We start from the raw sequence: 17602 nt of genomic DNA on the forward strand, positions 1-17602 counted from the left end.
AAAACCCTCCTCCATCCCTCCCGTATTATAAACTTAGAGAAGCAATAGTATAAACTGCCTCCCCTTATTTGTAAGCCCTTTCATTATAAACAGCTTCACTTTGTTTATCAATTGAACGAACTAACTTTTTAGAAAAATAAGTAAATGGAACTATATATCTCCATTTCATCCGGCCTAATAACCTGCCTTCTGCCCATCAAAAAAAGCCCGACATTTGCCAGGCTCATAGCTGATTTTATACGTGATGGCTGCTCTGATCAGATTAGCAGCGATTCGTTCTCAAATAAAAAAGCATAGCGGATATCAATAAATAAAAAATACTCATCTGTCAGCGGAAAGCTAAAAGTTCGAATCATTTCTCTTGTTTCAATATCCGAATAGATATCGGACAGTATCCCCCTGCTCCATGTTTTCATCTGGATGGTATTTTCGAGGAAGTAAGGGCGAAAGGCCCAGTTCGATCCTTTTTTATCAGGTTCCATCTCCCAATGGTCGTCTCTTTTCCGAAAGTTGGAAGATACTTGGTGACCATCACTATCGCAAATGAACATCCGAAAACTCTCTTCCTCAAAGTCACTGGTCAAGCCTTCGATGAAGTGATCAGCCTTTTTGGTTCCTTCCCACTGAGACTGAATCCTTTTCACTTTTTGCTCCCAATTCAACACATGGTGCAAACGTTGTTCCACCAGTTGCTTTTCCCGCTGGATGTATTCGGATACTTTTTCTGTCACATTTATCCCTAATACGGACTGACCGTCCAAAGCAAAACCGGGTTTCGCCAGATAATACCCCTGGTAAAAACGGCCGCCGTGTTTCCAGGCAAAGTGCAGCTGAAAGTTATCCTCTATGTTTTCAAACAATAAAGCTGCTCCGATCCGCCTGGCGAGCATGGAAAGCGAATGCATGATATCCTGAAAACCATCTGCATTGTGTCTACGGATGATATCTGTATCTATTTTTAATATATGCGGTTCCAGTTGACGAATCCGGTCAATATTAGAGCTTTTCGCTCCAACATGATCGACTGCAATCTGAATGCCGAAAGTCTTATAATAAAGCAGAAGATGATTCAAGTTTTCAAATGCCTCATCAAAATCATGCTCCGTTACTTCGATGACAATTCGGTTCATCGAAAAACCTTTTGCCTCGAAATCAAGCAGCAATTGCAATAGATCTTCGCCATCATTGACCATCAGCTGCTTGGCATTCCGGTTAATGAATAAATAACCATCTGCTTCCGCGTCAAGCATTTCCGTTAAAGCGATTTGAAGCAAATGTTGATCAACTTCCACCTTAAACTCTTCCGGCACCTCCGGATCATGAAAAAAAGGGCCGAGACTCTCCCATTCTTCTTTGTTTCTGAATCTGCCCAGCACTTCATAGCCTACTACCGTATGACGAATCGCGCTGACAATCGGCTGGTAGACAGGTTTTATACTCTCTAAATTGTCCAGTATATCCAATGGATCCATGAGTTACCCCTACCTTCCGTTATCATTCTATTCTTTTTCTCTCAAGAAGCTTTTTTCGGGGGAAAAACAGGGGCAGTGGTTTTGTGCCGAATTAATGTCGGCGCACTGCTTACAATCAATACCGTCAACAGGGAACACAACACCGCGGCGCCCAGCGAAGTCACCCCGTTGGCAACAAAGGAAAACCAGACAGGGTTCATGCCCTCTGGCGCAAATTCACCCCAAAATATAAAGCCGGCAATGAAATGCCAAAAATATCTGGCGATAGTGCCGACAAAAACAGCAACAGTCACCAAACATAAAGCGGCTTTTTTTCTCCCTTTGCGAAATGCTGTCTGAACCGGTTGATAAAAAAAGCCGGCAAACCCAATAAATGCAAAAGCAACAAAATACTCGATGAACCCTTGTAATGGCGTAAGAAATGAGCGTGCCGCATCCCCCAGCGCTACTTGCAACAGTCCCCAAATAAAGCCCGCCAAAGCACTGACTAGGAAACCCCTTCGAAAGGCTAGCAGGAAAATTGGTACCATGGCAAACGAGATGGAAATCGATGGTGACAATCTGATTGAAGGAAGCAAATCAAAAACATATGCCAGTGCAGCGAAAAATGAAGCTTCAATCAATGCAACCAATCCCAACTTCTTCAACATATAAAAAAACTCCCCTTTTCCAAACGAAACACCAAGGGAGAACATGTATACAGACAGCCAGAATCCGATCCACCATCATCCACATCCCTGCGCTAGCATTAACTAACAGGTTCAAAGGGTCAGAACAGTCTCGTTCACTCTCAGCATTAGGCTCCCCTTGTGGTTTCGCTTATGTAATTTTGTGTTGCTCTTCTTTTATTATAACCGATTCTCCTTGAGTGTGGTAGAGGTTTGCTTTCCATTCACAATCACTTCTTAAATGTTCTCAATCAACAAATTTCCAATAAGTTTGATAAAATAATGCTGACGCTTTAAGAAAATAGAAACAGTTTTCATCGGGGATACTGTTTGTACTAGCAAAATAGAGAGAAGGAGAATCATCATGCCAGTGACAGAAACAGAAGCTGTTCGCCTAGAAAACGTATCGTACTCCGCTGACGGCCAGCAGATACTGAAACAGGTAACAGGCTCCTTTCCAGAAGGAAGAATCACGACTCTGGTCGGGCCGTCCGGCGCGGGTAAAACCAGTTTATTCCGGTTGATTAACGGGCTGCGCGCGACCACATCCGGTAACATCTATGTGCAAGAAAAACCGATAGAAGTATATAACCCTGTAGAGCTCCGGAGAAAAGTAGGAGTGGCTTTGCAAAGTGCCACCATGATCAATGGGAGTGTTTTCGAAAATTTATCCCTTCCGCTCAAGCTGCAGGGAAAAGAACTAGCACAGGATGAAGCATTGGATTTGTTAGACTTAGTCGGACTGAAGCGGGATAGCATACAACAGAACATTAAGGATTTGTCCGGCGGTCAGCGGCAAAAGCTGTCGATTGCCCGTACCTTAGTTAATCGTCCTGATGTGCTGCTGTTGGACGAAATCACAGCTTCGCTGGATCGTGTTTCGCAGCAAGATATCGAAGAACTGATCATTCGAATCAATCAAAACTATGGTACAACAATCGTTTGGATCACACACAACTTACAGCAGGCGATAAGCCTCGGTGACTATACTTGGGTGATGATTGAAGGGGAAGTGGTAGAAACAGGGGATAGCAGTTTGTTGAACAATCCTTCCAATGAACAGGTCAAACGGTTTGTGAAGGGGGAAAATGCATGAATTATCTTACATTGTCCCTTGCACTGATCTTTGTTATTATTCCGCTTTTATTATCAAAAGTATTGAGACTTGAACTGGAAAAGGATACGATTATCGCTGCGATTCGCTCGATTATCCAGCTGCTAGCGGTTGGGTATCTATTGCAGTATGTATTTGATGCTGAAAACATGCTCTACATTCTATTAATGATCGTCCTGATGATTGCGGCAGCTACACAAAACGCAAGACGGAAAGGCAGATCGATTCAGGGGATTACCTGGAAACTGATTCTCACCTTTGTAGTTGTGGAAGTGCTTACCCAAGGTATTTTGCTCGGGCTTTCGATCACACCACCTACTCCCCAATATATCATTCCAATCAGTGGAATGATTATTGGGAATTCCATGGTATTGTCGATATTGTTTTTGAATCGATTTACGGCCGAAGTGGAAGACCACGAGGACGAAACCGAGTTGATCCTCTCATTGGGTGGTACGCCAAAACAAGCGATCCATCGCCAACTGATCACTTCCATCAAAGCAAGTACCATTCCTACGATTGAGAGTCAAAAAACAATCGGACTTGTCCAGCTACCAGGAATGATGAGCGGCCAAATCATAGCAGGTGCAGACCCAGTCCAAGCCGTCCAATTTCAATTGTTAATTTTATTTCTGATCCTGACAACAGCAGTGGTCACCAGCATTTTGCTCGGTTACATGTCTTATCCGACCTTGTTCAACGAACGCATGCAACTGGTCAAAAGCAGAATGAGAGAATAAAGATTTTGGGGTCAGTCCCTCCCGCCCCGAAAATGGTCTCCAGGCACCGTAGGAGGGACTGACCCCTTAACCTAACTGATGAGAAATTCCATAGAATCGGGGACACACCTTCACTCTCCCTAATCCCCGGCCTGTCCACATTCAGTCCCTTAAAAGACTCGCACAATCCCCATCGGGGGGTCAGTCCCTAAAGCGGATTGGCACGTAAGAAATTCGTTTATTGGGGACTGACCCCTTAGTTAGACCCCCTAGTCAGTCCCTCTCGCCCTCTTTGAACCAATTAAACAGGTAATCTTGGGTATAAAGGTCGTTTGGATAGTCAATGAAGGCTGTATCTTCTTCTTCATAAAGGAATTGCAGAAATTCATTGAGTGCGCCCATATACTCGCCATATAAAAACTCGAAGCTGACGGTTTCCTTTGGCATGAGGTTTTGCTGGCAAACTTTTGGATCAGCGTAATTTACGTAAGTGCGACAAGGAATCGGTCTGATTTCATAAGCCATGCATTGATTGGTTTCTGTATCGAGCATGACGCAAGGCAGCTGTTTTACCCGGTAGGCAAGTTTGAACTCCTGGTCGGTTTCCGTTTCAATGGCTGACAGTTCTTCAAGCTGGCTGCCGTACTCCTGAAAATAATGAGTAAAATGAGCATGAAGCTTCTTCCTGCGTTGTTCAGGAAAGGCCGCAATCGCCTGTTTCATCAGCTTAGCTTCCATCTTGTTGATAATAATAGGATAATAGCAGCAAAAAGCACAGCCCATCTGACAAGAGGACGCCAAGTCCAAGTTACTTTCAATCGTGTCCATTTCCTCGTTGACGATATGCAGCAACTCATGAAAACTTCCGAGCAATTTGTCTCCCGGCGAAACATTGCTTTCCGCCCATATTTCCACCACACGATAAAACCTTTCTTCCTCAATCTGATATTTTTCCTGCAATTTACCGCATCTATTTTGAATTTCTTTATAGCTTAGATATTTTCCCATGCATTAATCTCCCTCATTAAGTGCTGCTTTCTTATTGTTCCCTTTTTCACGGAATATGTAAATAGGAACTTTGTATTTCTGTTTACTGCATCCTAGCGGTTCACCAATACAAATAAGCCAGGAACGCTCTTTCCTACAAAGCGCTCCTGGCAACCCGCACGCAAAAACGATTTATTTCCCTTTATATAGTCCGAGCGCCTGATCAAGTACTTTTTCTCCTTGTATCATGCCATAAGCCATTTGGTCGATTACTGCAACTTTTATTCCCTTAGGCTCCAACTGGCTTTTTATTTTTTTCTCCAAATACCTTACTTGCGGTCCTATCAGCACCACGTCGAGATTATCCAGTTTACGCTTAAGCGCTGACTCGGAAACCGCTTCGATATCTGCCGGCACTCCCCTATCTTCTGCTGCTTTTTTCATTTTGGTAACTAGCATCGAGGTCGACATACCAGCCGAGCATACAAGAATGATATTCATTTTCCTTTCCTCCCCCTTTCCATATAAAGGTTTTTATCGCCTACTACTTCTATCTCAATCCTCACGTACTCTCAAAAGACATACTAGGAACACTATATTTTCTATCTGTCATATTTTCATAGCAAGCAAATCTTGCCTGATGTTTTGGAAAACAGCTCTGATAAAATCTGAGAAATTTCATCCTCCTTTTCATCGCTGAAGGCCGTCTTGACCGTGAAGTTATCACATACCGAGGTTTTCCAATTCTCGCCTCTACCGTGTCTCCATTCTTTGTTTTAACGCCCGGACACCAGCCACCACAAACGGAATATATAGAATTACTGCCAACGCCAGGTTGAAAATCTGGAGAGCAATCCCACGCCAACTTCCTCCCGTCACCAGGTACCCGCTCAAAATAGGAGGCGTCGTCCAAGGAAGTATCGCTACTGTTTTAGGAACAATTCCAGTTGCCAGCGCGATATAGGAAGTAACGGTAAGTATTACAGGAATGAGTATGAAGGGGAGCATCATAATTGGATTTAATACGATTGGCAGGCCAAAAATAACAGGTTCATTTATATTGAAAAGGCCAGCAGGTGTTGACAGCTTTGCCACTTCCCGATATGGATGGTTTTTCTCTTGGCGGATGACAAAAAATATTGCGATCAGCAAAGCAATCGTCGTCCCAGAACCGCCCATAAACACAAAAGAATCAAGGAAAGGTTTGGTCACGATATTTGGGACATCAAAAGCGGAAACGCCGCTTTGGTACAAAGAAAGGTTTTTTTCGATGAGCGGCAGATAAACCGGCTCAATGACAGAACCAATAATATTGGTTCCATGTAAACCGAAGAACCATAACAAGTGATTCAAAAAGGATACGACCATTGCCGCCGGCAGCGTATTTCCAAGTCCTTGCAGAGGCTCTTGAATGATATTGAAAATCCACTCAAAAATACTGATTTCCGCGAAGTGACTCATCAAGGCTTGGAATAAGCCTACGAGAATCAAAATGATGGATGCAGGAATCAGGGCGGTAAACGAACGGGAAACTCCATCGGGAACCCCTTCCGGCATTTTTATCGCAAGCCTGGATTGGAGCAGGTATCGAAATAATTCAGTAAGAACCAAGGCAAGTATGATTGCGACGAACAATCCTTGAGCCCCCAACCAGGCAAAACTCAAGCCCCAGTCAGGGGTTTCCGGTACAAGCATGATATAAGCAGCAGCAGTTATTAATCCTGAAGATAAACCGTCTATTTCGTAAGATTTTGCCAGGTTATATGCAATGGAAAATGCGATCAACAAACCGAGAACTGCAAACGTGCCATTCCAAATGCTCCCGCCAACCTTTTGCCAATTTCCTTCTCCAAAAATGCCATTTAAAATACCTGGCAAATCGAAACTTCCGAAAGGTGGAAAATTGTTTATCAGGATTCCTAGCGATCCAATGATAACCAGTGGCATGATAGCGACAAATCCATCTCGGATAGCAACTAAGTGGCGCTGAGCTCCTATCCTCCCGGCTACTTCAATAAACCTTTGCATGAGCGGATGATTCATTCTGATTACCCCCTAAATGAATTGATGGCAGGAGTCGGCATATGCCAGTCCGCAGATGATCCGAATCAACATTTCCATTAACTCCCCTGCTTTTTTCCTGTCGGTTCATTCCTAAACTTCACCAAATCAAGGCCATTCCTATTCAGTCCGCAGCCAACACCTAGTTACCCATCCTTCACATTGTTGATCATTCCTTTCACAGATCAGGAGTCGAATGTCGTGACAAGTTCTTTTTAAAGATGTTTATGCGTCAAAGGCACAGAAAATGTATCATACAAATAATTCTCCTCCCATACAATAGGGAGTAAGAGCCGGATTTGTCATAACAAACCAAAGGCATTTTGTGTATTAGCCGCTTTGCAGATGGGAGTTATACAATGAACAAAAATCTATCATTACATGAATTCATTAAAGAGGAATTGCTTACTAGCATTAAAACCGGCCATTACCAAATTGGTGAAAAGATTCCGACGGAAATGGAACTTTGCAACAGGTTTAACGTGAGCAGAACGACCGTGCGAACAGCCCTGAATCAATTGACACAAGAAGGTTATCTGGCACGACATCAAGGCCGGGGAACGTATGTGGCAGATCAAAAGGTAAAACAAACCCTTTCCCATACAATCAAACGATATAGCGACCAGGTTGCAATACAGGGAAAGAAACCAAAAATTATGTTACTCGGACTTCAGGTCATCCCTGCTGACCAACATCTTTCCCATTCTTTATCCATATCCAGGAATGATGCCGTTCAACGGATAGAAAGAATCCGGCTGGCCGATAAAGATCCAACCCAATACGAGGTATCCTATATTCCTTGGAGCATGGCTCCAGGTCTTACAAAAAAACATGCCGAAACCTCCCTCTATGCAGCTTTACAAGAAGTCTTCGGACTTCATATCGCCAAGACAACCGAACAAGTAGAAATCACCTTTGCAAACGAGCGGATATGCAGCCATTTACGTTGTGACGCTGGATTGCCACTCTTCTATATCGAGACAACTGCAGAAGATAAACACGGAAATAAAATCGAATTTTCACGCTCCTACTTTCGCGGAGACAAAACAAATTTCATCATCGAACGATTGTATGACCAAAATCCATAAATAAAGGAAGGAAACAGATGGAAGTTTTATTTAATGCAGATGATTTTGGCTTGACGAAAGGCGTGAATGATGGAATCATCGAGGCTTTTGTGAATGGGGTGGTAGGTTCCGCTACATTAATGATGAACGGACCTGCCGTTGAACATGCTGTAAAAGCCGCAAAACGGCATCCTGGTTTAAAAGTCGGAATCCACCTTGTTCTTACTTGGGGAAAAGCTCTCTGCCCTGACTTACATTCGATTGTCGACAGAGAAGGCATTTTTCGCTGGCGTAGTGATTTTCGTAAAAGGACTGTTCCTGATCTGAAGGAAACCGAAAAAGAATGGCGGACACAAATGGAGGCGTTTCTTTCCACAGGGTTACCCCTTCATCATATCGACAGCCACCACCATATTCATGGCTGGGAACCACTGAGGGAGTTAACGCTTCGATTAGCGGAAGACTATCGAGTTCCCGTTCGCTTTGTAGAATCGCTTCGCACAAGTCCCGATTATCTATTGACCGAAGCCCTGTGGACAGACTTTTATGGTAAAGGGGTAACCAGCAACATATTCGATCAATTACGCATGATCCCAGCCGACAAAGTGGAGGTCATGACCCATCCGGCTTTTGTGGATACCGAGCTTCAAGCAATCAGTTCCTATGCAGAACCACGCAATGCTGAAAGAGAAATCCTTTGTTCACTGAAAATACCAGATTGGGTGAGGATTCTATAAAGGCTGTCAAAAATGTCCGTGAAAATAATCCTTCAATTTTTTCGTTGGCTACTCTCGTGTCAGTTCGCATACTTCTAGTACTTAATCTATCCCCTCCTCAAATTTCCCAGCCGTTTTCATCCTCCTTTTGAACACGCACTATAAATAGGTTAACTTAGTAGAATCAATTTATCTTATTCGTTATAATAAATAGAGAGAAGTGCGCCAACACTTCTCCCCGGTCCCTGTCTTCAAGGGACGAAACTGACAATTTTTTTCGGAAAGCTTCCTTCTGCTTTAACGCAAAGGGAGCTTTTCATCATGAATCTTCCGCTCCTCATACATCATGCCGTCTTCCAAATAGAGAACTCTATCACATAAATCCAGCATACGTTCATCATGTGTGACCATAACCGCACTCTTTTGTCTATTTTTCACTTCTTTCCTCAACATCTTTACCACCCTTCTCCCTTTCTCTGAATCAAGGCTGGCTGTTGGTTCATCGGCCAAGATACAATCAGGGTCATTCATAAATGCCCGGGCAATTGCAACCCGCTGTTTTTCCCCGCCGGATAGCTGGTCCACACGACTGTTTTCCCGATGGGCCAATCCCAAATCATTTATTAAGTGTGCGGCTTTTTCTCGCTGTTCCCGGTCTCTTTTTGAGACAATTTCCGCTACCAATAATAACTGCTCTTGTACCGTTAAATACGGAATCAAATGTGCGGTCTGAAAAATGAATCCTAGTTTGTGTTTACGAATTTTTTTCAATTGTCGCGCCCTGGCATTGGTCACTTCTTGTCCGCTGAGTACTATCGATCCGCTGCTTGGTGTCAATAATGCTCCCATAATCGATAGTAAGGTGCTTTTCCCAGAACCGGAAGGACCGACAATTGCCACGAACTCTCCCCGTTTTATTTCCATTGAAACACTTTTCAATACTTCGACCGATCTATCACCATCCAAAAATACCTTTGATATATTATCCAGTTTTATAATCCCATTCATCAATCAGCCCTCCCTATTGCTTCCAAAGCATCCGTCTTTGCAACTTGATGAACGGATACCAGCGAACCGGAAACATTAAGTGCTAAGAAAACAATGCCCGTGAAGCCAATCATTTGCCAGGAGATCTCAAACGGCATTTCATCAGGAAGTAACTTCGTCATCCCTGATACTCCGAGCAGACTGAGGACAAGACCAGAGATTGTTAGGAAAACCACCTGCAACACCAAACTTTTTGCGATAAAAGCAGTGCTGGCTCCGATTGCCTTTAAAACACCAAATTGGTTTCTTTTTTGAATCGTAATCACGTAGAAAAATACAGTTGACACAAATGCTGAGATAATAAACAAAAATGTGACCATCATCAGCAGCGAGCCTTGTGTTTCAGAATAACCAGGCATCGATTCTACTGTCTCTTCTAATGTCAAAACATCCATCTTTGCCACGTCTGTTTCCTTTCCATAGTAAAGCAGTGCCTGATTTTTGTCCGGATTGCTGAATGACCGCTTGTTAAAATCATTTAAATTCGTATAAACAACCGACATATGACTGTAGGTGTGATTTTCAAGAAAGCCAGCAATCGTAAAATCCGCACCTAGGTTTTCATCATGCAAGGTATCATGCAAGGCATATCCCTGCCTTTTTATTGATTCATCCACTACGACCTCTTCCCCGGTAATCTCTTCTATTGGCTTTCCCTCAATGACTGGCGGAAGAGATGGATGATCTGTCTCTAATGCAAAGTACACCACATCTGCGACAGCATCTTTCCCCTTCACTGTAGACATGGTAATCGTAAGTGGAGTGAATTGATCTTTTGCGACAGAGTCTCCCAACTCTTCCTGCGCATTTTCGCCAACTTCCGATTTTAAAATATTCCCTTCGGCTTCCGAATTCATCACTACATAATCTGCGGGCAGATTTTTTAGCGAGGAACTGTCTGCAGTAGCCAATCCGCTTGCCAGGCCATTAACGAAAAACAACAGGAAAAGAATTGCTGTTAAAATAAAGCCGACCATTGCATATTTCAGCTTGGAAAATTTTAATTCTTTGAATGCTAAAAACATAACACTCCCCCTACCTTTCTTTTTTCCGGTCTGTCCCTGTGAACAGCAGTCCGAGCAACAAGCCAAACCCGGCCAAGAAAAATACCATGAAGGAACTGATTCCGATGAAAATTTCACCTGTCGCAAAACCGGAAGTAAAGGCTGTAAACAAGCTGAACAAAATTAATCCGACCGACAAACCATATAGCATGGCACGCACTTTGGTCATGGCGTACTTTTTGTTGGTTTCCCTTGTCAACAAACTGTAAGCGACGATGGCTCCGCCGACTACGATAAAGATAGCCGGTCCGGTCACAGCCTCAAGGGGCAACCCCATAAAATACAACATGGCCATCGTCAACAGACCGAACAGACCGACCAGTGTGCCAGTAATTAACCCCGCAGTGGAAACACGGGCAGTCATGGATGAATAAACAGATTTCCTTGTCTGGTCCTGGCCGATCTGCCGCATATCCTCGATCAGGCCGCTCAGGTCTCCCAGCGAACTAACCGCCTCCTTAAAGGCTTCCTCTTCATTCATGCCGGCCTTTTTGTAATCAATAATCTTTTCCTTCAGATTAATGGACAGCTCCTCTTTTAATTCATATAATTGTTGACTTTCACCGATTCCAGCAAACAAATTGTCTACATAGGATCGAACCTTCTGATTAAGATCCTGGTTTATTCTCTTCATTCTGAATTCCTCCCTCGATTAATTGATTCAATACATTCTTGGCAAAATGCCAGTCCTGTTTGTTCTTTCTGTACCGCTCAACACCCGTCTCCGTAATGCGGTAATATTTTCGACGCCCCCCTTGAGTTTCATCACCCCAATAGGAGGCGATATACCCCTCCTTCTCCAACCGACGAAATGCAGTATAAAGCGTCGCTTCTTTTAATTCATACTGATTTCCGCTTAAAGCGATAATCGTTTTATAAATTTGATAACCGTAGCTATCGCCTTGCTGCAAAACATTCAATATAATCGTATCGGTATGACCCCTGATTAGGTCTGTCGAAATGTTGCTAGCCAATTTATCTTCACCTCCTACGATACAATTTAAAACATATTACTTTGTCTGTCAATGTAATTTATCACAAATAATAATATGTTACAAAGTATAATCAAATAAAAAATGCTGAAACCGGAAGCTGTCTCTGCTCCCGATTTCAGCATATATCAATTTATTATGGTTAATTTACCTCTTTGGTGCCGGTTATATTTATCCCACGCAGTGCCTGTGTAGCAAGCTGATCGGCTTCTTTATTCAACTTACGGGAAACAAGCTGATAGGAAGGATCAATACCCAGTTTATCCAACTGTGTTTCGATACGATCTATCCATTTGGAAAGTTCTATTTCATAACACGGCCATTCTCCACTCAATTGATGTAAGACAACCTGCGAATCACCGATAAACGTTACAGGAAGGTCATGCACCCCCATGAATGCAAGCTCTTGCAGCGCCAAATGAAACGCAGCATATTCAGCTTCATTGTTCGTATCCAACTCTTCTACTTGGGCATTTTTGCGGAGCCTAAGCGATTTTCCGTTTTGTTCATAATAAATAACGCATCCTAAACCCGAATGCCGTAACGCCTGGTCAAAGCCGCCATCAAAATACACCGTGACATTATGTGGTTCCGTTTCAATTTCTGCAATAAATTTTTTTAATTCCTTTAAAGTCCATTCTGTATCACGGCTGTCAAGAAATTTAATTTGCTTTGCTCGCCCAGATTTTTCTAAGTCCTCTGCTATCAAAATGGCTTTTCCAGGATTCATTTCTTCTGACTGGAAACTGGTAGTAGTTCCCTTCGGGGTCTGGTATGACATTTCAATTCGGATATCCATAAGACTGCCTCCTTAATCAGGACGATTTTAGATAGTCGTTTAAAAAAGACTATGCGCGTAAGATACAATCCGGCAGGCGAGCTTCCTCGATCCAAGGGCTAAGACAGCTTCCTTTACTTGCCTATTAGTTTAATAACTAATGTACCCGGCCAGCATGTATTATATCATTCTTTCCAAAGAAGAACGGAAATCATCCTGTGAAACTCTATTTATAAAAGATAGTTCTGGTTTAACCAAATAAAACCTTTGACATCTAGAATAAAATGATGTAAATTACCCTATGTACGAACAATAACATTTAACTTGTTTAAAATATTCGTGTTTAGAGGTGTGCAACATGGAAAATGTATTTGATTATGAAGATATACAACTAGTCCCTGCAAAGTGTATCGTAGACAGTCGCTCAGAATGTGACACAACAGTAACGCTTGGCGGTAACACATTCAAACTTCCGATAGTTCCCGCCAACATGCAGACTATAATCGACGAAAATATCGCACTCTATTTAGCCGAAAATGGTTATTTCTATATTATGCACAGATTTGAACCAGAGAAACGCCTGGCTTTTACGAAGGACATGAAGAATCGTGGTTTAATCGCTTCTATTAGTGTGGGGGTTAAAGAAGAAGAGTACCGTTTTGTAGAAGAACTGGCAAAAGCGCAGCTTACGCCGGAATATATCACCATCGACATAGCCCATGGCCATTCAAATGCTGTTATCAACATGATTCAGCATATTAAAAAACTGTTGCCTGCCAGCTTTGTCATTGCAGGAAATGTTGGTACTCCGGAAGCCGTAAGGGAATTGGAAAATGCCGGTGCCGATGCGACAAAAGTCGGAATAGGGCCAGGTAAAGTGTGTATTACGAAAATCAAAACTGGTTTTGGAACTGGCGGCTGGCAATTAGCCGCGTTGCGCTGGTGCGCAAAAGCTGCCAGTAAACCGATCATTGCTGATGGCGGTATCCGGACGCATGGGGATATTGCGAAGTCCATTCGGTTTGGCGCCTCCATGGTTATGATTGGATCACTGTTTGCGGGCCACGAAGAATCACCTGGTGAGACCATCGAAACGGACGGCAAACTTTTCAAAGAATATTTCGGTTCTGCTTCTGAGTTCCAAAAAGGGGAAAAGAAGAATGTCGAAGGGAAAAAGATGCTTGTCGAGCATAAGGGTTCGCTTTCCGATACGCTGAAAGAGATGGAACAGGATTTACAGTCAGCGATATCTTACGCGGGAGGCAACAAGCTTGAAGCCATTCGCAATGTGGACTATGTAGTTGTTAAAAATTCCATTTTCAACGGCGACAAAGTATATTAACGGCAAACAGGAGAGCGGCATTACCGCTCTCCTGTTTGTATGTCATTATCTCTTCACCTGGTTCTGCAAGGAAAAGATTAATTCATTGGCCTTCCGCTTATTGAGTCGATACGTTTTGCCTTCCAGCGATAACTCCCTCACGAGTTCTTTAATGGTTCGTTTCTGCGTCTCGGTTGGCGGCTGATTTTCTATTATTTGCTCATAATTTTGATAGGCGACTCTCACTGCTGTTTGAGGAGTCAATCGGTCAATGACTTCGTACATAGCCTGATAAGCTTTATCAATGCCGATTTCCACTCCTGAATCAGAACCGAGAAAAAAACGGTCAGGATATTTTTCGATTAACGGAACAAAATCCGTCAGTTTGTGGCTGCTTTTTGAATTGTACTTGGTAAAACCCGCAAAAAAATCAATGTAAAGATTGTCGAATTCAGCAAGCAGCGGCTCGAGGTTGTCGGGAGAATTATAGACATTGGCATGCGCAAAGATAAAAATCGTATCCAGGTTCTTGCGAAGGGCTGCCTTCAGATAGTTAATATTTACGCCTTCCGGCGGATCGATATGTAATAACACGGGGGCATGGTAAGATGCTAAAAGTTGATAAATTTCGGGGAGCTCTCCCCAATAAGGATGCTTGCCTTTCCATAATACATTTGCACTTGGTGAATGAGTGGAGGCCACATAAAGCTCTCCCACTGCCAGATATCCCTGTTCCAGGTTTTCTTTCACTCTTTCCAGCCCACCCTCACCCTTCTCGAGAGGAACACCGGCGAAAGAAGGATAAATCAAATCAGGATACACTTGGTAATAGCGCCAGGAAAGTCGATCCGTCCAGACAGCAGAAGGCTCGGAAACATCTCCGAACAAGACTGTTTTATCGATTCCATACTTTTCCCATACGTCTATCCCGGAGTTTGTATGATCCATGTTTCGAGTCTCGCTCCTATGAACGTCATCTACACTATGGCTATGCACATCGATTACAGGTAAATCACGGTAGACCTCATGAAGCGGTTCCTCGCCCTTATCCTCTCTCATTTTTTCCAGGACTTCGGCCATGTCGGTATCCGCCACATAGTTCGTATCACTTATAACTACATCACTTACTTGGTTCATGCCACCAAAAACAATACCTGCGATAAACCCAAAATATGCAGACAAATAAAGCAGATACCATTTAAATTGGCTGTCCAGGACCTTTTTCTTCATACCACCTTATCATTCTCCATTCCCCGTCTTTTTCTTTTTTCCACACTTCTAACGAAAGTGCGTTTACACGCTTCCCGTCTGCCTGATGTGTGACGTAGTAAGATACAGCTGCTTGTTTTTCGGACTGCGGAATAATCTGTAAGTCTGATTAAATGAATTTGAGCTCCTTGCCATGATAATAGTCTGCCGCCTGTTGGTTACCCTGCTTGATTTCTTCTCCTGTAAAGGTCAATACTTTATCTTCAGCAGGCATGTAAAGCCTGCCGATAAAATGATCAGAGTAATTATCATTCATTTCTTGATAATGACCTTGAGAAAATTTTTCGTGAAGTTCTCGCATCCGATGGACTTTTGCAGCTATTTCATCCTCCATCCGCAACACTACCACCTCCTTCTCATTCTTCCATAAGCATTACATTCTTTATGGCAAGAAAAATTCCTGCAAATTTCTCGTTTAAATCTGAACTTTGGTCCATCGTACGACATGGAAAATTAGTGCATGTTTAGACGTTTCGCTTAACAGGTTATAGAACAATATAGGATAGATCAGGACAACGTATCTGACCATGCTTGTCTGAGAAGGAATTTTTATCATTTCTATTATCTATCCCTTTTAACTTCAAGTCCGATTACTACAAGTTTTCTTTTATTTAGGCTAAACTAAAGGGTGGAAGCTGTCTTCTGTTCTATCACTATACAGGAGAAGTGATTGAAATCCGGTAAAGGAGTGGGAAAGATGCAAGCAAATCAATTGGAGAAAATCAAAAACGGGAAAGGCTTTATTGCAGCCCTTGACCAAAGCGGTGGAAGTACGCCGAAAGCATTGGCTGGTTATGGTGTCTCCGAAGACGCTTATTCAAACGAAGAGGAGATGTTTGATCTTGTCCATGAAATGCGGACCCGTATCATTACGTCCCCTGCTTTTGACTCTACTCACATTCTGGGCGCCATTTTGTTTGAACAAACCATGGATCGGGAAATAGAAGGCCAGTACACTGCTGACTATCTCGCTGATAAAAAAGGAATCGTACCTTTTCTAAAAGTTGACAAAGGATTGGCAGAAGCATCCAACGGTGTACAGTTGATGAAGCCCATTCACGACTTGGATGAGACACTAAGACGAGCGAACGAACGCCATATCTTTGGGACAAAAATGCGTTCCGTTATTAAAGAAGCCAATCCGGAAGGAATAAAGGCTGTTGTTGATCAGCAATTCGAGATTGGACAACAAATCATCGAAGCTGGATTAGTACCAATTATTGAACCAGAGGTAGATATTTATAGTAACGATAAAGAAAAATCAGAGCAAATCTTAAAGGACGAGATTCTCGCCCACTTGAATAAGCTTGATGATAAAGATAACGTGATGCTCAAGTTATCAATTCCTACCGTAGCAAACACGTATAAAGAGCTAATCGATCATCCACGTGTTGTACGTGTTGTAGCCCTTTCAGGCGGTTACTCCCGTGATGAAGCCAATGAGAAATTAAAAGAAAATGACGGTTTGATTGCAAGCTTCTCCAGAGCATTGAGCGCTGACTTAAATGTCAATCAAACAGATGAGGAATTCAACGCTGCCCTTCGAGATGCAGTAGAATCCATTTATGATGCATCTGTTAACAAAAAATAAATTTGTCAAAAAAATAAAACCAGCAAGTTCCATTATGGTACTTGCTGGTTTTATCTATCTAAGCAGAGAGGGATAGACGATATTGCTATAAATTCAGGAAGATAGCAAGGATGCTGTTTTGTCTTTATCTTGGTCTAGCGTCTCATTCGTCGACTATGTTTTCAAGCTCGTTTATTCTCTTAGCTTCCATTCCATTGATACAAAGTCATAGCTGCCTCCATTTGTGTTTTGAATAAATGTACCGACTACGACAAAACCTGCCTTTTGATATAGCCTGATCGCCCTTTTATTAAAGGCTGCTACGGATAACGTGACTGCTGACGGGCAATAGGTTTTAATCGCAAGTTCCAATCCAGCTTGAAGAAAATCCAGCCCTCTCCCCTTCCCTGTATATTCAGGTTTCATACCAAGCCCGATTTCCACCTTTCCATTCTGCTTTTGATGAAAGTTGAAAAATCCCATCAATTGACCATTCTCTTCCACTACATAGTAATCATCCGCACGCTGATCTGCATCTAAAAATTCCTCCAGGTCTTCTTCATCCGCTTCCATATCATAAAAACTGTATTCACCTGGATAATGCCACTTATAGGCGATTTCTTCCGCCTGCTGTTGGGTCATTTTTTTAAAAATATATTGCTGATCATCCATTCCTGCTTCCTCCTTCTCCCTCTCTCTTACAAGCGATAGTAACACTCCTTATAACTCACAGACAGGCACAAAGGCCCTAAACAAA

General features: G+C 42.8%; 19 protein-coding genes and 1 riboswitch. Of the genes, 6 read left to right on the forward strand and 13 right to left on the reverse strand.

All coding sequences use genetic code 11. The features are described 5' to 3' along the window. Nucleotides 1-257: 257 nt before the first annotated feature. Together BLR82_RS03970 and thiT are read right to left on the reverse strand one after the other, a co-directional pair. Complete coding sequence (locus tag BLR82_RS03970) at nt 258-1472, reverse strand: EAL domain-containing protein (protein ID WP_074597683.1); 1215 nt, start codon at nt 1470-1472, stop codon at nt 258-260. Between the two features lie 41 nt (nt 1473-1513). Then, nucleotides 1514-2122 carry an energy-coupled thiamine transporter ThiT gene (gene thiT, locus BLR82_RS03975; protein ID WP_342721133.1) on the reverse strand — a complete coding sequence of 203 codons (609 nt, stop codon included), beginning with the start codon at nt 2120-2122 and terminating at the stop codon, nt 1514-1516. Nucleotides 2123-2189: 67 nt separating this feature from the next. Then, nucleotides 2190-2290: riboswitch (TPP riboswitch) on the reverse strand. Nucleotides 2291-2504: 214 nt separating this feature from the next. Between thiT and BLR82_RS03980 the strand changes: the two genes are divergently transcribed. Both BLR82_RS03980 and BLR82_RS03985 read left to right on the forward strand, forming a co-directional pair. Then, complete coding sequence (locus BLR82_RS03980) at nt 2505-3236, forward strand: ABC transporter ATP-binding protein (protein ID WP_074597684.1); 732 nt, start codon at nt 2505-2507, stop codon at nt 3234-3236. Continuing rightward, complete coding sequence (locus tag BLR82_RS03985) at nt 3233-3994, forward strand: ABC transporter permease (protein ID WP_074597685.1); 762 nt, start codon at nt 3233-3235, stop codon at nt 3992-3994. Before BLR82_RS03980 ends, BLR82_RS03985 begins: the two co-directional genes overlap by 4 nt. Before the next feature lie 252 nt (nt 3995-4246). Here BLR82_RS03985 and BLR82_RS03990 read toward each other — a convergent pair whose 3' ends face one another. The 3 genes from BLR82_RS03990 to BLR82_RS04000 form a co-directional block, all read right to left on the reverse strand. Further along, entirely contained in the window at nt 4247-4981 is a 735-nt protein-coding gene (locus tag BLR82_RS03990; RefSeq protein ID WP_074597686.1) for a YkgJ family cysteine cluster protein, read from the reverse strand. Between the two features lie 171 nt (nt 4982-5152). Next, the gene (locus tag BLR82_RS03995) at nt 5153-5461 is read right to left on the reverse strand and encodes a PTS sugar transporter subunit IIB (protein WP_074597687.1); all 309 of its coding nucleotides are present in this window, start codon (nt 5459-5461) and stop codon (nt 5153-5155) included. Between the two features lie 252 nt (nt 5462-5713). Next, nucleotides 5714-7003, reverse strand: a complete 1290-nt coding sequence (locus BLR82_RS04000) for a PTS sugar transporter subunit IIC (RefSeq protein WP_083334695.1) — start codon at nt 7001-7003, stop codon at nt 5714-5716. Between the two features lie 377 nt (nt 7004-7380). Between BLR82_RS04000 and BLR82_RS04005 the strand changes: the two genes are divergently transcribed. Further along, nucleotides 7381-8109: a GntR family transcriptional regulator gene (locus tag BLR82_RS04005; RefSeq protein WP_074597688.1), complete on the forward strand. Its 729-nt coding sequence runs from the start codon at nt 7381-7383 to the stop codon at nt 8107-8109. 17 nt (nt 8110-8126) lie between these two features. Next, the gene (chbG, locus tag BLR82_RS04010) at nt 8127-8825 is read left to right on the forward strand and encodes a chitin disaccharide deacetylase (RefSeq protein WP_074597689.1); all 699 of its coding nucleotides are present in this window, start codon (nt 8127-8129) and stop codon (nt 8823-8825) included. Between the two features lie 276 nt (nt 8826-9101). Here the strand turns inward: chbG and BLR82_RS04015 are convergent, their stop codons facing one another. From BLR82_RS04015 to BLR82_RS04035, 5 genes are all read right to left on the reverse strand, one after another. Continuing rightward, nucleotides 9102-9812, reverse strand: coding sequence for an ABC transporter ATP-binding protein (locus BLR82_RS04015; RefSeq protein ID WP_074597690.1), 711 nt, complete (start codon nt 9810-9812; stop codon nt 9102-9104). Next, nucleotides 9812-10876 carry an ABC transporter permease gene (locus tag BLR82_RS04020; RefSeq protein ID WP_074597691.1) on the reverse strand — a complete coding sequence of 355 codons (1065 nt, stop codon included), beginning with the start codon at nt 10874-10876 and terminating at the stop codon, nt 9812-9814. The genes BLR82_RS04015 and BLR82_RS04020 overlap by 1 nt, the downstream gene beginning before the upstream one ends. 10 nt (nt 10877-10886) lie before the next feature. Continuing rightward, nucleotides 10887-11549: a permease prefix domain 1-containing protein gene (locus tag BLR82_RS04025; protein WP_074597692.1), complete on the reverse strand. Its 663-nt coding sequence runs from the start codon at nt 11547-11549 to the stop codon at nt 10887-10889. Further along, the gene (locus tag BLR82_RS04030) at nt 11524-11889 is read right to left on the reverse strand and encodes a PadR family transcriptional regulator (protein WP_074597693.1); all 366 of its coding nucleotides are present in this window, start codon (nt 11887-11889) and stop codon (nt 11524-11526) included. Before BLR82_RS04030 ends, BLR82_RS04025 begins: the two co-directional genes overlap by 26 nt. A 160-nt stretch (nt 11890-12049) precedes the next feature. Then, nucleotides 12050-12706 carry a ribonuclease H family protein gene (locus BLR82_RS04035; protein WP_074597694.1) on the reverse strand — a complete coding sequence of 219 codons (657 nt, stop codon included), beginning with the start codon at nt 12704-12706 and terminating at the stop codon, nt 12050-12052. A 337-nt stretch (nt 12707-13043) separates the two neighbouring features. Here BLR82_RS04035 and guaC point away from each other — a divergent pair, with 337 nt between their 5' ends. Next, complete coding sequence (guaC, locus tag BLR82_RS04040) at nt 13044-14027, forward strand: GMP reductase (protein WP_074597695.1); 984 nt, start codon at nt 13044-13046, stop codon at nt 14025-14027. Nucleotides 14028-14072: 45 nt separating this feature from the next. Here guaC and BLR82_RS04045 read toward each other — a convergent pair whose 3' ends face one another. Both BLR82_RS04045 and BLR82_RS04050 read right to left on the reverse strand, forming a co-directional pair. Beyond that, the gene (locus BLR82_RS04045) at nt 14073-15236 is read right to left on the reverse strand and encodes an amidohydrolase family protein (protein ID WP_074597696.1); all 1164 of its coding nucleotides are present in this window, start codon (nt 15234-15236) and stop codon (nt 14073-14075) included. Between the two features lie 148 nt (nt 15237-15384). Next, on the reverse strand, nt 15385-15618 hold the full coding sequence (locus BLR82_RS04050) for a hypothetical protein (protein WP_139186886.1): 234 nt from the start codon (nt 15616-15618) through the stop codon (nt 15385-15387). Nucleotides 15619-15972: 354 nt separating this feature from the next. On the opposite strand from BLR82_RS04050, the gene BLR82_RS04055 reads away from it, so the two are divergent. After that, on the forward strand, nt 15973-16866 hold the full coding sequence (locus tag BLR82_RS04055; protein ID WP_074597698.1) for a fructose bisphosphate aldolase: 894 nt from the start codon (nt 15973-15975) through the stop codon (nt 16864-16866). Nucleotides 16867-17037: 171 nt separating this feature from the next. Here BLR82_RS04055 and BLR82_RS04060 read toward each other — a convergent pair whose 3' ends face one another. Next, nucleotides 17038-17517: a GNAT family N-acetyltransferase gene (locus tag BLR82_RS04060; RefSeq protein WP_074597699.1), complete on the reverse strand. Its 480-nt coding sequence runs from the start codon at nt 17515-17517 to the stop codon at nt 17038-17040. Between the last annotated feature and the right edge of the window lie 85 nt (nt 17518-17602).

Source organism: Sediminibacillus halophilus, from assembly GCF_900103695.1.
Classification (GTDB): Bacteria; Bacillota; Bacilli; order Bacillales; family Amphibacillaceae; genus Sediminibacillus; species Sediminibacillus halophilus.